Annotated in this window: 4 protein-coding genes; 3 read left to right on the top strand and 1 reads right to left on the bottom strand. The window is 75.6% G+C overall.

What is annotated here, in order from left to right:
* Positions 1-496: 496 nt before the first annotated feature.
* Positions 497-6934 (bottom strand): amino acid adenylation domain-containing protein, encoded by a 6438-nt coding sequence (locus ACIGG8_RS22490; RefSeq protein ID WP_396550185.1) that lies wholly within the window; start codon positions 6932-6934, stop codon positions 497-499.
* 214 nt (positions 6935-7148) lie between these two features.
* Between ACIGG8_RS22490 and ACIGG8_RS22485 the strand changes: the two genes are divergently transcribed.
* Genes ACIGG8_RS22485 through ACIGG8_RS22475 form a run of 3 tightly spaced genes read left to right on the top strand, consistent with a single transcriptional unit; the run spans position 7149 to position 15765 of the window.
* Positions 7149-7367, top strand: a complete 219-nt coding sequence (locus tag ACIGG8_RS22485; RefSeq protein WP_350523993.1) for an MbtH family NRPS accessory protein — start codon at positions 7149-7151, stop codon at positions 7365-7367.
* Positions 7367-9211 carry an amino acid adenylation domain-containing protein gene (locus ACIGG8_RS22480; RefSeq protein WP_396550184.1) on the top strand — a complete coding sequence of 615 codons (1845 nt, stop codon included), beginning with the start codon at positions 7367-7369 and terminating at the stop codon, positions 9209-9211. Before ACIGG8_RS22485 ends, ACIGG8_RS22480 begins: the two co-directional genes overlap by 1 nt.
* Entirely contained in the window at positions 9208-15765 is a 6558-nt protein-coding gene (locus ACIGG8_RS22475) for an amino acid adenylation domain-containing protein (protein WP_396550183.1), read from the top strand. The genes ACIGG8_RS22480 and ACIGG8_RS22475 overlap by 4 nt, the downstream gene beginning before the upstream one ends.
* Positions 15766-15778: the final 13 nt, after the last annotated feature.

Genomic DNA, 15778 nt, shown 5'->3' with positions numbered 1-15778 from the left:
CAGGTAGAGAGCATCGACCGGTGGGCGCCGCGCGGCATCGGGTGACGGCCCCCAGATTTCCCGAGCGGCCCGCGGGCCGGACCGGCGCCGGACGACTGCGACCTGCGCGGGGCTCCGCGCGACGTCCCGCGCCGCCCGGCCCGGCGGCGCCCGGACCGCGGATCGTCCGCCGTCGGACGGTCGTGGCGCGAACCGCCGGGCCGTGGCCAGGCCGGACGGAGAAACATGGGGGCGATGCCCCCATGAAGGGCCGCGACGGCGCGGGCCGCCGGTGGTGGGGCCGACGCGGCCGGAGCGGTGGCGTCCGCCCACCGGTGCTCGACCGTCCGGTGACCGAACGTTCGGTCACCGGACGGCCGAGCACCCGAGGATGCGGGCCCCCGAGGGCGCGGGAAGCCGAGGATGCGGGAAGCCGGGGACGGGGAAGCCGGCGGGCCGGCCGGGCTCGGGGTCCGGCCGGCCCGCCGGCCGCGTCAGGGTGGTTCCGGGCGGTGCCCTACGCCTCCTCTGCGAGCAGTGCCTCGACCTCCTCGTCGGAGAGCCCCGCGATCTCGGCCTCGACCGCCCGTTCGACGGCCTCCGCCTGGAGGGCGACGGTCGGCGCCTCGAAGAGCAGGCGCAGCGGCAGCTCGACCGCGAACGCCCGGCGCAGCTGGGCCAGCACCCTGGTGGCGAGCAGCGAGTGCCCGCCGAGGTCGAAGAACCCGTCGTGCACGCCGATCCGGTCGAGGCCCAGGACCTCGCCCCAGATCCGCGCGACGACCTCCTCCGCGGGGGTGCCGGGGGCGAGGTAGCCGTGCTCCAGCTGCGGGCGGCCCGCCTCGGGGGCCGGGAGGGCCTTGCGGTCCACCTTCTTGCTGCTGGTGAGCGGCAGTTCGGGCAGTTCCACCCAGAGCGAGGGGATCATGTACTCGGGGAGCCGGTCGCCCAGGTAGGCGCGCAGGGCCGCGATGTCCGGGGCCGTGCCGTCACCGGTGACGAGGTAGGCCACCAGCCGGCGGTCGCCGGGCCGCACGTCCCGGGCCACCACGGCGACCGCGCGGACCAGGGGGTGCCGGGCGAGCGCCGCCTCGATCTCGCCGAGCTCGATCCGGAACCCGCGGATCTTGACCTGCTGGTCGATCCGGCCGAGGAACTCGATGACCCCGTCGGCCGCGTAGCGGACCAGGTCGCCGGTGCGGTACAGGCGGCCGGGCTCGGGCGAGAACGGGTCGGGCACGAAGCGCTCGGCGGTCAGCGCGGGCCTGCGGTGGTAGCCGCGGGCGACCCGGACCCCGCCGAGGTAGAGCTCGCCCGGCACCCCGACCGGGACCGGGTTGAGGTCGGGGTCGAGGACGTACGCCGTGGTGCCGGGCACCGGTCGGCCGATCGGCAGCGTGGACTCCCCGCGGGCGCCCGGGAGTGCGCCGGCGACGGGGTGCAGGACACAGGTGACGGTGGCCTCGGTGGGGCCGTAGTTGCACAGGAAGCGGGCGGGCAGGCCGGTGGCGGCCCAGCGCCGGGCGTCGTCCACCGTGACCACGTCGCTGCCGACGTTCATCAGCCGCAGCCGCTCCAGCCGTCGGTCGCCCGGCGCGAGGCCGGCGACCAGTTCGCGGTAGTAGGCCGGGGTGATCTCCATGATCGTGACCCGGTGCTCGGCCAGCCGGTCCGCCAGCTCGGCCGGGCTCCAGAACAGCGGATCGCTCACCACCACGGTCGCCCCGGCCAGCAGGGTGGCCGCCATCTGGTCCATCGCCACGTCGAAGGTGAGCGCCGACAGCAGCACCACGCGGTCGTCGGCGCCGATGTCGTACGCCTCGGCGATGACCTCGCAGTGGTGGGCGTAGGAGCCGTGCTGGATCAGCACGCCCTTGGGCTGCCCGGTGGACCCCGACGTGTAGATGACGTACGCGAGTCGGTCCGGGTCGACGGTCACCGCCGGGGCCGTGGTGGGCCGCTGGGCCAGCAGGTCGGCGTCGCCGTCCAGGCTGATCACCGTCGCCCGCCCGCCGGCCAGGCGGTCGGCGAAGCGGCTGTGCGTCAGCACCGTCGAGGCCCCGGCGTCCTCCAGCATGAAGGCGAGCCGCTCGGCGGGGTGCTCGGGGTCGAACGGCACGTAGCAGCCGCCGGCCTTCAGCACGCCGAGCAGGGCGACCACGACATCCGGCCCGCGCTCCAGGCAGACCCCGACCACGCTCTCCGGGCCGACTCCCGACGCCCGCAGGTGGTGCGCCAACTGGTTGGCCCGCGCGTCGAGTTCGCCGTAGGTGAGGCGGCGCTCGGGCCGGCCGGCGTAGACCACCGCGAGCGCGTCGGGCTGCGCGGCGGCCCGCGCCGAGAAGAGCTCGGGCACGCAGGCCCGGGGCTGCCCGGCCGGGGTGCCGCGCCAGTCGGTGAGCAGCTGCCGCCGCTCCGGCCCGGTCAGCATCTCCAGCTCGCCGATCCGGGCGTCCGGCGCGCCGACGGCGCTGCGCACCAGCTGCAGGTAGTGCTGGGCCATCCGTTCCACGGTGGACCGGTCGAACAGCGCGGTGGAGTACTCGAAGGCGCACGAGAGCGTGCCGTCGGGCTGCTCCTCGAAGGTGACGGTGAGGTCGAACTTGGCGACCCGCCAGTCGGCCGGCAGCTCCTCGACGTCGACGCCGTCGATCTCCAGCGGGCTCTGCCGGGTGTGCAGCAGCTCGAACATCACCTGGAAGAGCGGGTTGCGGGACAGGTCGCGGTCGGGGCGCAGCTCGTCGACCAGCCGCTCGAACGGCAGGTCCTGGTGGGCGTAGGCCTGGACGGCGTCGGCCCGGACCCGGTCGAGCAGTTCGGCGAAGGTCGGCGCCCCCGAGAGGTCGGCCCGCAGGACGACGGTGTTGACGAACAGGCCGGCCAGGTCCTCCGTCTCGGCGCGGGTGCGGCCGGCCACCGGGGTGCCGACCGCGAGGTCGCTCTGACCGCTGTAGCGGGCCAGCAGCACGTGGAACGCGGCCAGCAGGACCATGAAGGAGGTCGCCGAGCGGGCCCGGCCCACGGCGGCGACCGCCGCGCCGAGGTCGGCGGGCACCTCGACGTGGAGCAGTTCGCCGCGCGGGTCGCGCACCGCCGGGCGCGGCCGGTCGGTCGGCAGCTCCAGCGGCTGGAGGCCGCTCAGGTGCTCCTTCCAGTAGTCCAGTTGGGCGGCGACCACCGGCTCGGCCAGCCGGTCGCGCTGCCAGGCGGCGAAGTCGGCGTACTGCACGGCCGGCGCGGCTTCCGGCAGCGGCAGTCCGGCCGTGAAGCAGCGGTAGAACCGCCCGATCTCGCCGGTTACCACCTCCATCGACCAGGCGTCGGTGGCGATGTGGTGGAAGGTCAGGGCGAGGATCCACTCCTCGGCGGCGGTGCGCAGCAGCGCGGCCCGCACCGGCGGCTCGCGGTCGAGCTCGAACGGCCGGCCGGTCTCCCGGGCGAGCAGCTCGTGCACGTCCTGCTCGGTCGCGCCGCGCAGGTCCCGCGCGGCCAGGCCGAGCGGGCGCGGCGGGTCGACCACCTGCACGGGCACCCCGTCCACCTCGGTGTACCGGGTGCGCAGCACCTCGTGCCGGGCCACCACCTGGTCCAGGGCCCGGGCCAGCGCCTGCTCGTCCAGCCGGCCGGTGAGCCGCAGCACGGCCGGCACCAGGTACTCGGCGCTGCCGGGCTCCAGCCGGTCGAGGAACCAGAGGCGCTGCTGCGCCGAGGAGAGCGGCAGCGGGCCGGTCCTGGGGGCGGGGGTGATCGGCGGCAGCTCGACGCCCCGGTAGCCGGTCTCGATCAGCTCGGCCAGCCGGGCCGGTGTGCGCAGGGCGAAGACCTGGGCGAGCGGCAGCTCGACGCCCAGCGCGTCGCGCAGCCGGAAGGCGACCCGGGTGGCGAGCAGCGAGTGCCCGCCGAGTGCGAAGAAGTCGTCCCGGGCGCCGACCCGTTCCAGCCCCAGGACCTCGGCGAAGACCGCGGCCAGGGTCTGCTCGACGGGGGAGCGCGGGGCGACGTACGCGCCCGCGGCCTCGGAGCGTGCGGGGTCGGGCGCGGGCAGCGCCGCGCGGTCGACCTTGCCGCTGGCGGTCAGCGGGAGCGCGTCCAGCAGGACGAAGGCGGAGGGGACCATCGCCTCCGGGAGCCGGCCCGCCAGGTGCGACCGCAGCCGCTGCGGGTCGAGCACCGCCGCCGCCTCGGGCACGACGTGCGCGATCAGCCGGTGGTCCCCGTCGTCGCGGCGCTGCACGCCCACCACGGCCGCGGCGACGCCCGGGTGGGTGCACAGGACGCCCTCGACCTCGCCCGGTTCGATCCGCACACCGCGGACCTTGAGCTGGCCGTCGATCCGGCCCAGGTACTCCAGCCGGCCGTCGGCGTGCCACCGCGCGCGGTCCCCGGTGCGGTAGAGCCGCTCGCCCGGCTGCTGCGGGAAGGGGCTGGGGGCGAACCGCTCGGCGGTCAGCCCGGGGCGGCCCAGGTAGCCGCGGGCGAGTCCGACGCCGACGACGCACAGTTCGCCGGGGACGCCGACCGGGCAGAGGTTGTCGTCCCGGTCGAGGACCAGGATCCGCAGGTTGTCCAGCGGCCGGCCGATGGAGACGGTCCGGGCGCGGTCGTCGGCCCGGTAGCGCCAGGCGGTCACGTCGATCGAGCACTCGGTGGGCCCGTAGGTGTTGTACAGCTCCACCTTCACCCGGCTGAGCAGCTTCTCGCAGAGGCGGGCCGGCAGCGGTTCGCCGGCGCAGAACACCAGGCGCAGGCTGGTGCACTCGGCGAGGCCCGGCTGGTCCACCAGGGTGCTCAGGACCGACGGCACGAGCTGCAGCACGGTGACGCCGTGCTCGGCCACCGCCCGGAGCATCGCGGCCGGGTCGCGGTGGGCGCCGTCGGGGGCCAGCACGATGGTGGCGCCGCACACCAGCGGTGCCAGGAACTCCCACATCGCCGCGTCGAAGCCGATCGTGGTCTTCTGCAGGATCCGGTCGCCGGCCGAGAGGCCGTGCCGCTCGACGGTCCACAGCACGCGGTTGCGGATCCCCTCGTGGGGCACCAGCACGCCCTTGGGCAGGCCGGTCGAACCGGAGGTGTAGACGGCGTACGCGGCGCCGGCCGGGTCGACCCGCGGCAGGTCGACGGTGTCGGAGCCGTCGGGGAAGGCCGGCTCCCCGCCGTCGAGGACGACGTCGGCCGGGAACTGCGGCAGGTCGTGCGAGGCGTCGGCGATCAGCAGGGCGGCCGCGCTGTCCCGCAGCAGGTGTTCGCGGCGGGCCGCCGGGTGCTCGGGGTCGACCGGGACGTAGACCGAGCCGGCCTTGAGGACCGCGAGCAGCGCGGTGACCAGGTCCGGGCCGCGGCGCAGGGACACCGCCACCGGCACCTCGGGGCCGGCGCCCAGCTCGACCAGCCGGCGGGCCAGGCGGTCGGCCCGCCGGTCGAGCGCGCCGTACGTCACCTCCTCGGTGCCGAAGACCACCGCGGTCGCCTCGGGAGCGGCGGCGGCCTGCTCGGCGAAGAGCTCGTGCAGGCAGCGGTCGGGACGCGGGACCACCGGGCCGAGGCCGGCCTCGTCGAGGCGGTCGCGCTCGGCGGCGTCCAGCAGGTCGAAGCGGGCGAGCGGGCGTCCGGGGTCGGCGGCGAGGCCCGTCAGCAGCCGGCCGTAGTGGTCCGCCAGCCGCTGCACGCTCTCGCGTTCGAACAGGGCGGTGGCGTACTGCAGGGAGCCCGAGAGGGTGCCGTCCTCGTGTTCCAGCACGTGCAGGGTCAGGTCGAAGGCCGCGCCCGCCCCCGGCGTGGGGACGACCCGCACCTGGAGGCCGGGCAGCGTGAACGGCCGGGCGGCGGCGTTCTGCAGCGCGAAGGAGACCTGGAGGAGGGGGTTGCGGGAGAGGTCCCGGTCCGGCGCCAGTTCGTCGACCAGGCGCTCGAACGGGACCTCCTGGTGGGTGAAGGCGTCCAGCGCCGACTCCCGCACCTGGGCCAGCAGGTCGAGGAAGGACGGGTCGCCGGACAGGTCGGCCCGCATCACCAGGGTGTTGGTGAAGAAGCCGACCAGCTCCTCCACCTCCACCAGGGACCGGCCCGCCACCGGCGTGCCCACGGCGACGTCCGTCCGGCCGGTGTGCCGGGCCAGCAGGGCCTGGAAGGCCGCGAGCAGCACCATGAACGGCGTCGCGCCGTGGGCCCGCGCCAGCCGCTCGACCGCCGCGACCAGCTCGGGGGCGAGCGCGAAGTCCACGCTGTCGCCCGCCGCGTCCCAGACCGCCGGCCGCGGCCGGTCCGTCGGCAGGTCCAGCGGCGCCAGCCCGGCGAGCCGGTCGTGCCAGTACGCCAGGTCCTCGGCCAGCCGGTCGCCGGACAGGTACTCGCGCTGCCAGTCGGCGAAGTCCGCGTACTGCACCGGGAGCGGCTCCGGGACCGGTGCCCCGCCGCCGGTGAACGCGCCGTAGAAGGCGTCCAGCTCCCGGGCCAGGACGCCCCAGGACCAGCCGTCGAAGGCGATGTGGTGCACCACCAGCAGCAGCAGGTGCTCCTCGTCGGACAGCCGGAGCAGGGTCAGGCGCAGCGGCAGCTCGGTGGCCAGGTCGAACGGACGGCGGATCCCCCGCTCGACGACCGCGCGCGCCTCGGCCTCCCGCTCCTCCGGCCGGATGTACGTCAGATCGAGCCGCGCCAACGGCACTTCGGCGTGCTCGGCGATCTCCTGTACGGGTACGCCCCGGGCCGCCGGGTACCGGGTCCGCAGCACCTCGTGCCGGTCCAGCACCGCCTGCGCCGCCCGGGTCAGTGCCCCGGTGTCCAGCGGCCCGGTGATCCGCAGCACGAGCGGCAGCAGGTAGTCCGCCGCCCCCGGTCGCAACTGGTCGATGAACCAGAGCCGTTCCTGGGCGAAGGACGTCGGGCAGTGCACCGGCTGCCCCTGCGCAGCCCCGTCCGCCACGTCGGCCTCCGGGCCGAAACCACCGTTCACCTGCCACCTCCCACAGAGCGCCACGTCGGCGTGCGGTCAGCCTGCCGAGGATCCGGCGGTGCCCGGTAGAGAGGGACCGGCAGACCTGCGCGCCGCACGACTGCGCACTCCGCCGTCGGTTCTTCTCTGTGGCCGCCGAGCCGGCCTGCGGCACGCTGTGCTGCGACAGAGCCGGACACCGAGGGCCGGTCGAGCAGTGCGGGAGGACAGCGGGATGGCTGACGAGAACACCGACGAGCGCACCTACTGCGTGGTCCGCAACGACGAGGAGCAGTACTCGATCTGGCTCGCCGACCGGGAGCTTCCGCTCGGCTGGTACCGGGAGGGCTTCGAGGGCCCCCGGCAGGCCTGCCTGGACCACATCGACGAGGTGTGGACGGACATGCGCCCGCTGAGCCTGCGCCGCCGCATGGAGCAGGCGAGCCAGGCCTGATGGGCGAGCGAAGCGAGCACGTGCCGCTGCCCGACCTCTCGTTGCACCAGCGGGTCGCGCAGCACGCGGCCGCCGCGCCGCAGGCCGTCGCGGTGGAGTGCGCCGGCGAGCGGCTGACCTACGCCGAACTGGACGCCCGGGCGAACCAGGTGGCCCACCTGCTGGGCGAGCACGGCGTCGGCCGCGGTGACCCGGTGGCGGTCTGCGCGGGGCGCGACACCGAGGTGGTGGTCGCACTGCTCGGCGTGCTCAAGGCCGGCGGCTACTACGTGCCGCTGGACCCGGAGTACCCGGCCGAGCGGCTGGCGTTCATGGCCGCCGACTCCGGGGCCCGGATCCTGCTGGTCCAGCCGGAGTCGGCGCACCGCTTCGACGCCGTCCCGGGCCTGCACGCCGTCCCGATGGCGAAGGGCCCGGTGGCGCCCGGCCGCCCGACCACCCCGCCGCCGGTCGCCACCCACCCGGACGACCTCGCGTACCTGATGTACACCTCCGGTTCGACGGGCCGGCCCAAGGGGGTCGGGATCACGCACCGGAACGTGATGCGGCTGGTGCACGGGGTCGACTACGTCGACCTCGACCCCGGGCAGGTGGTGCTGATGCTCGCTTCGCTCTCCTTCGACGCCTCGACCTTCGAGATCTGGGGCCCGCTGGCCAACGGCGCCAGGCTGGCCGTCCTGCCGCAGGGCATCCCCACCGGCGAGACGATCGAGCGGGCGGTCCGCGACCACGGCGTGACCCTGCTGATGCTCACCAGCGGGCTGTTCCAGCACGTGGTGCGCACCCGCCCCGACGCCCTGGCCCCGGTCCGCCACGTCCTCGTGGTCGGCGACGTGGCACCGCCCGCCGAGGTGCGGGCCCTGATCGAACTCGGCGTCGAGGTCAGCAACGGCTACGGGCCCACCGAGTGCACGACGTTCAGCTGCGTGCGGCGCGGCGTCACCCCGGCCGAGACGGCCGGCAGCATCCCGATCGGCGCCGCCATCACCAACACCACGGCGTACGTCGTCGACGACCGGGGCCGGCGCACCCCGCCCGGCACCGAGGGCGAACTGCTGATCGGCGGCCCGGGCGTGGGCCTCGGCTACCTCGGGCGGCCCGCCCTCACCGCCGAGCGCTTCGTACCGGACCCGTTCGGCACCACGCGGGGCGGCCGGCTGTACCGGACCGGTGACCTGGTGGTCCGTCAGGACGACGGCCTGTTCAGGTTCCTGGGCCGACGCGACCAGCAGGTGAAGATCCTCGGGCACCGGGTGGAACCCGGCGAGATCGAGGCGGCGCTGAGCAACCACCCCGAACTCGCCGCGGCGGCGGTCGCCGTGCGGCCGACCGCCGCCGGGGGCAAGCAACTGGTCGGCTACGTCGTCCCCGCCGGCGACGCGGCGCCCACCGGCGCGCAGCTGCGGGCATACCTGGGCGAGCGGCTGCCGGACCACCTGGTGCCGACCGCCTGGGTCACGCTCGCAGCCCTGCCGCTCACACCGAACGGCAAGGTGGACCGGGCGGCCCTGCCGGACCCGGCCGCGGGCGGGCGCGGACCGGTGACGGCGGCCAGGACGCCGCTGGAGGAGTCCGTCGCCGAGATCTGGACCGAGCTGCTCGGCGTGGACCCGATCGACGTGCACGACGACTTCTTCACCCTGGGCGGCCAGTCGCTGCTGGCCACCCAGGTCGTCGCCCGGCTGCAGGAGCGGTTCCCGGTCGCACTGCCCGTGCGTGCCGTGTTCGACGCGCCCACGGTCGAGCGGCTGGCCGCCCTGGTGCACCGGGCGATCACCGAGCATGTCGAGCAACTGACGGATTCCGAGGTGGAGTTGATGTTGTCGCAGGTGCGTGAGGGATGAGCACAGTGCCGAACCGGCGTGCGCCGGGGAGTTCCGGGGACCAGCGGCAGGCGCTGCTGGACAGCCTCCTGCGCGGCGCCGCCGGCCCCGCGCGCGCCTCCGCGGCGATCGGTCCCGCACCGCGCGACCGGCAGCTGCCCCTCTCCTTCGCCCAGCAGCGGCTCTGGACCCTGGAGCAGCTGCGCCCCGGCACCGCCGAGTACGTGGTTCCGCTCGGCTGGGAGCTGCACGGGCCGCTGGACGTCCCGGCGCTGCGCCGGGCCCTGCGCGAGCTGGTCGAGCGGCACGAGGTGCTGCGCACCCGCTACCGGGAGGACGACCACCGGCCGGTCCAGGTGGTGGACCCGGCCGCCGAGCCGGACTTCGCCGAGCTGGACCTCAGCGGCCTGAGCCCCGACGAACGCCCGGCGCGGACGGCGGAGGCGATCGAGCGCGAGGCCAGGACGCCGTTCGACCTGGCCGACCGCTGGCCGCTGCGGGCCCGGCTGGTGCGGCTCGCCCCGGACCACCACGTGCTGGCCCTGGCCCTGCACCACATCGCCGTCGACGGCTGGTCGGTCGGCGTGCTCGCCCGTGAACTCGGCGCGCTGTACTCGGCGTTCGCCACCGGCTCGGCGGTCCCGCTGGAGCCGCTGCCGGTGCAGTACGCCGACTTCGCGGCCTGGCAGCGCGGCGAACAGGCCGGCCCGACGACCGGGCAGCTGCCGTACTGGCGGTCCCGGCTCGCGGGTGCGACGGCGACCGCCCTGACCACCGACCGGCGCCGCCCCCCGGTCTTCGACCCGGCCGGCGCCACCCTGCCGTTCACCGTACCGGCCCGCACGGCGCGGGCCCTGGCGGAACTCGGGCGCTCGCGCGGCGCGACGCCGTTCATGGTGCTGCTGGCCGCGTTCCAGGTCCTGCTGGCCCGGCACACCGGCCGGACGGACATCGTGGTGGGCACGCCGGTGGCCGGGCGCACCAGGGCCGAGGTGCAGGGCCTGGTCGGCTTCTTCGTCAACACCCTGGTGATGCGCACCGACCTGTCCGGCGACCCGTCCTTCCTGGCCGCCGTGGACCGCGTGCGGGAGACGGCGCTGGACGCCTTCGCCCACCAGGAGGTTCCGTTCGAGCGGCTGGTGGACGAGCTGGCGCCGGAGCGGGACCCCTCCCGCAACCCGCTGTTCCAGATCATGTTCGCGCTGAACAACACCGACCCCGCGGAGTTCGACGGCACGGATCTGCGGGCCACCGAACTCGCGACGCCCTGGCACGGATCCAGGTTCGACCTGACGCTGCACCTGACCGAGCAGCCCGACGGCTCGCTGCGCGGAGTCGTCGAGTACGCGACGGCGCTGTTCGGCCCGGAGCGGATGGCGGCGCTCGCGCAGCACTTCGCCACCCTGCTCGAAGGGCTGGCCGACGACCCGAGGACGACGCTGCACGAGGCGCCGCTGGCGTCGGCCGGGGAGCTGGAGCTGCTCGCCGGGTTCAACGACACGGCGGTGGAGTACCCGCAGGACGGGCTGCTGCACGGGCTGGTCGAGGAGCAGGCGGAGCGCTCCCCGGACGCGGTGGCGGTGCGCTTCGAGGGCCGTGAGCTGACGTACGCGCAGCTGGACGCGGCGGCGGCGCGGGTGGCCCGGCGGCTGCGGGCGTCGGGCGTCGGCCCGGAGTCGGTCGTCGGGGTGTGCCTGCACCGCAGCCTGGAGCTGCCGGTGGCGCTGCTGGGCGTGCTCAAGGCCGGCGGGGCGTACCTGCCCCTGGACCCGGGGTACCCGGCGCAGCGGCTGGCCCACATGCTCGCCGACTCCGGCACCCCGGTCGTGCTCACCACCGCCGACCTGGCGGCCGGCCTGCCCGGGCACGATGCCCGGACCGTGCTCGTCGACGAGGCCCAGGGCGACGAACCCCAGGCCCAGGAGGGCGAGGCCGACGAGGGCCCGGACCGGCCGTCCCCGGCCGTGCCGGTGGACCCGGACAACCCGGCCTACGTGATCTACACCTCCGGCTCCACCGGCCTGCCCAAGGGCGTGGTCGTCACCCACCGCGGCATCGTCAACCGGCTGCGCTGGATGCAGGACGCCTACCGGCTCGACCGGGACGACCGGGTCCTGCAGAAGACGCCCTACAGCTTCGACGTCTCGGTGTGGGAGTTCTTCTGGCCGCTGGCCACCGGGGCGACGCTGGTGCTCGCCCGCCCGGACGGGCACCGCGACCCCGGCTACCTCGCCGAGACCATCACCGGCGAGCGGATCACCACCACCCACTTCGTCCCCGCCATGCTGCGGCTCCTCCTCGACACCCTGCCGACCGGCAGTGCGCTCACCCCGCTGCGCCGGGTCCTGTGCAGCGGCGAGGCCCTGCCCGAGGACCTCGCCGACGCCTTCCACCACCACCCGGCGATCCGGCACGCCGAACTCCACAACCTCTACGGCCCCACCGAGGCGTCCGTCGACGTCACCGCCACCCCCTGTCCGCCGGGGCAGCCGGTGACCATCGGCCGTCCCATCGCCAACACCCGCACCCACGTCCTCGACCAGGACCTCACCCCCCAACCCCTCCACCTCGCCGGCCAACTCGCCCTCGCCGGCGTGCAACTCGCCCGCGGCTACCTGGGCCGCCCCGCCCTCACCGCCGAACGCTTCGTCCCCGACCCCGACCCGCGCCACCCCGGCACCCGCCTCTACCTCACCGGCGACCAGGCCCACCACAACCCCGACGGCACCCTCACCTACCACGGCCGCACCGACCACCAGGTGAAACTCCACGGCCACCGCATCGAGCTCGGCGAGATCGAGACCGCCCTGCGCAGCCACCCCGCCGTCAGCCAGGCCGTCGTCACCGTCCACCAGGACCACCTCACCGCGTACACCGTCACCGCCCCCGAGAGCGCCCCGCCCGCCCCGGCCCGGCTGCGCGACCACCTCGCCGCCACCCTGCCCGCCCACATGCTCCCCACCCACTACCGCGCCCTCGACGCCCTCCCGCTCACCCCGAGCGGCAAGATCGACCGCAACGCCCTCCCGGCACCGGACCCGACACCGGTCGACGCGGCGAACCACACCCCGCCGAGCACCCCGCTCCAGCACCTGATCGTCCGCAGCTGGGCCGAGGCCCTCGGCATCGAGCCGCACCTGATCGGCGTCCACGCCGGCTTCTTCGCGCTCGGCGGCGACTCGATCCGGGCCATCGGCGCGGTCGGCCGCCTGCGCGGCGCCGGGCTCGACATCGCCGTCCAGGACGTCTTCCGGCACCAGACGGTCGCCCGGCTCGCCGAGGCCGTCGCCCCGCGCGGCGCCGGCGCGGAGCAGGCCGGGACGGCTCCCTTCGAGCTGCTCGCCGAGGCCGACCTCGACCGCCTCCCGGCCGGGTTGGCGGACGCCTACCCGCTGTCGCTCGCCCAGGCCGGCATGGTCTACGAGATGCTCGCGGGCGCCGACCGGGGCGTCTACCTGACCAACCTGAGCCACCCGGTCCGCGACGACGGCGCGTTCTCGCCGGACGCCCTGCGCGCCGCCGCGGCCCTCCTGGCGGAGCGCCACGAGATCCTGCGCACCTCCGTCGACCTGTCCTCGTTCTCCGAGCCGCTGCAGCTGGTGCACCCCACCGCGACGATCCCGGTCTCCCATGTCGACCTGCGGCAGCTGGGCGCGGCGGAGCAGCGGGCCGAACTCACCGCGGCCGTCGCCCGCGACCGGCTGGCGCCGTTCGACCTGGCCGTGCCGGGCCAACTGCGGGTGGTGGCCTACCAGCTGGACGAGCGGCACTGGCAGCTGTCGGTCAGCAACGGCCACGCCCTTCTGGACGGCTGGAGCCAGAGCTCGCTGGTCGGCGAACTGCTCGGCTACTACCGGGCCCTCCGGGACGGCCGGGATCCGGCGCCGGCCGCCCCGCCCGCGGCCCGGTTCGCCGACGCGATCGCCCTGGAGAAGCGGGCCCTGGCGTCCGCGGCGGACCAGGAGTTCTGGCGTGAGCGGGTCGCCCGGTACGCCCCGCTGACGCTCCCGCAGGCCTGGGCGAGCCCGCCCGGCGCGGCGGACGACGGGGGTTCGAAGACGGGCCCCGGGACGGACGAGGTGGCCAGGGTCGACTTCCGCGACCTGCTGCCGCAGCTGCGCGCGGTGGCGCAGGACGCCGGGGTGCCGCTGAAGAGCGTCCTGCTGGCCGCGCACCTCACCGTGCTGGGCATGATCAGGGGCGGCACCGCGAGCCCGATCGCCTTCCGGACCGGCCTGGTCTGCAACGTGCGGCCGGAGACGGTCGACGGCGACCAGGCGCGCGGCATGTTCCTCAACACCGTGCCCTTCGGGCTGACGCTGGACGCCCCGAGCTGGACCGAGCTGGCCCGCGCGGTGTTCGCCGAGGAGACCGCCCTGTGGCCGCACCGGCACTACCCGCTGCCCGCCATGCAGCGGGCCTGGGGCCAGGGGACGCCGCTGGTGGACGTCTTCTTCAACCACACGGACCTGACGGTGGTCGACGGCGAGTCCATCGGACTGGACGAGGTCGGGGAGCGCACGGCGAACGAGTTCGGCCTCTCGGTCTCCACCGTCGCGGACGGCTTCGTGCTGGAGGCCGGCGCGGAGCGGGTCGGCCGGTCCGAACTCGACCTGCTGGCCCGGACGTACCGGCACGTCCTGGTCGGCCTGGCCGCCGACCCGCAGGCCGACCCGCGCCGCACCGCGCTGCCCGAGCCGGACCGCCGCACGCTGCTGGAGCGCTGGAACACCGAGCCACCGGCCGCCGTCGGCCGCAGCCTCGTCGCGCTGTTCGAGGAGCAGACGGCCCGCACCCCGGACGGCGTGGCCGTGATCTCCTCCGGCGACCGGCTGACCTACCGGCAGCTGGCCGAGCAGGTCGCCCGGCTGGCCGGACACCTGCGGGAGCGCGGGCTGGGCCCGGGCGCGACGGCGGCGGTCTTCCTGGAGCGCGGTCCGGAGCTGCTGGTCGCCCTGCTGGCCGTGCTCGCCACGGGCGCCGCCTACGTGCCGCTGGACCCGGACCACCCCGCCGAGCGGAACGCCTTCGTGCTCGCCGACACCGCCGCCTCGGTGGTCGTCACCCGGACCGGCCCGGCGGAGCGGCTCACCGCCCTGCCGCCGGCCGCCGGCGGCCCGGTCACCGTGCTGCTCGACGCGGACCGGGAGGCGATCGCCCGGCAGAGCCCGGCGTTCGCCGGGCCGCAGCTCGACCGGGACGCCCTCGCGTACGTCATCTACACCTCCGGCTCCACCGGCCGGCCCAAGGGCGTGATGATCACGCACGGCGGCCTGGCCGACTTCCTGACCGCGATGCTCTACCTGCCCGGACTGCGCCCCGGCGCGCCGGTGGCCGCGCTGACCACGGTGTCCTTCGACCCCTCCGTCCTGGAGCTCTACCTGCCGCTGCTGGTCGGTGCCCCGGTGGTGCTCGCGACCGCGGAGGAGGTCAGGGACCCGCTGCGGATGGCCGCGCTGATCACCGCCACCGCCCCCGCGATCGTCCAGTCCACCCCGGTCACCCTGCGGATGCTGCTGGACAGCGGCTGGTCGGCCCCGGCCGGGCTGGTGGTGCTGTGCGGCGGCGAGCGGCTGCCCGTCGAGCTGGCCCGCCGGCTCGCCGCCGACGGCGCCCGGGTGCTGGACCTGTACGGCCCCACCGAGACCACGGTGTGGACCACCGTGACCCGGCTGCGCGCGGACGGCGCCCCGGAGCAGTGGTCGCCGGTGCCCGGCACCGTCCTGTACGTCCTGGACGGCGGGCTGGAGCCGGTGCCGGTCGGGGTCCCGGGCGAGATCTGCCTCGGCGGCGCCGGCCTGGCCAGGGGCTACCTCAACCGACCCGGTGTCACGGCGCAGGCCTTCGTGCCCGACCCGCACGGCCGGGAGCCCGGGGCCAGGCTCTACCGCACCGGCGACCTCGGCCGCCGCCACCCCGACGGCCGGGTCGAGCTGCTCGGCCGGGCGGACCACCAGGTGAAGATCCGCGGCCACCGGATCGAGCCCGGTGAGATCGAGGCGGTGCTGCTGGGCTGCCCGGAGGTGCGGGCCGCGGTCGTGCACCCGGTCGCGTCGGGCACCGGGGAGGCGGAACTGGTCGCCTACCTGGAGCCGTTCCCCGGCGCCACGCCGCCGGACAGCGGCGAGCTGCGCGACCTGGTGGGCCGGCTGGTCCCGGACTACATGATCCCGGCGGCCTTCGTCGTGCTGGACGCGCTGCCGCTCACCCCGAGCGGCAAGGTCGACCGGGGCAGGCTCCCCGCCCCGGCCCCGGCCGCCCGCACCGGCGAGTACCTGGCGCCGCGGACCGAGCAGGAACGGACCGTCGCCGGCGCGTGGTGCGAGGTGCTCGGCGTCGAGCGCGTCGGAGTGCACGACAACTTCTTCGACCTCGGCGGTCACTCCCTGCTGGCCACCCGCATCGCGCTGCGGCTGCGCGACGCGACCGGGCTGGACGTACCGGTCCGCGCCCTGTTCGACCGCTCCACCGTCGCCGCGCTGGCCGCCGCGCTGCCCCAGTACGCCGAGCGCCCGACCCGGGAGACGCCCCGGCTGGTCGCCGGCCGCCGGTTCCGGCGACAGTCCGCCCCCTGACATCCGGTCACCC

Origin of the sequence: Kitasatospora sp. NPDC085464 (assembly GCF_044541955.1) — a bacterium.
Lineage (GTDB): Bacteria > Actinomycetota > Actinomycetes > Streptomycetales > Streptomycetaceae > Kitasatospora.
Note: the sequence above shows the minus strand (reverse complement) of the source record. Positions and strands in the feature narration are given on the sequence as shown.

Excerpts from the sequence above, each read along its gene's own strand:
- ACIGG8_RS22485 (WP_350523993.1), top strand. The coding sequence starts at position 7,149 with ATGGCTGACGAGAACACCGACGAGCGCACCTACTGCGTGGTCCGCAAC.
- ACIGG8_RS22475 (WP_396550183.1), top strand. The coding sequence starts at position 9,208 with ATGAGCACAGTGCCGAACCGGCGTGCGCCGGGGAGTTCCGGGGACCAG.
- ACIGG8_RS22480 (WP_396550184.1), top strand. The coding sequence starts at position 7,367 with ATGGGCGAGCGAAGCGAGCACGTGCCGCTGCCCGACCTCTCGTTGCAC.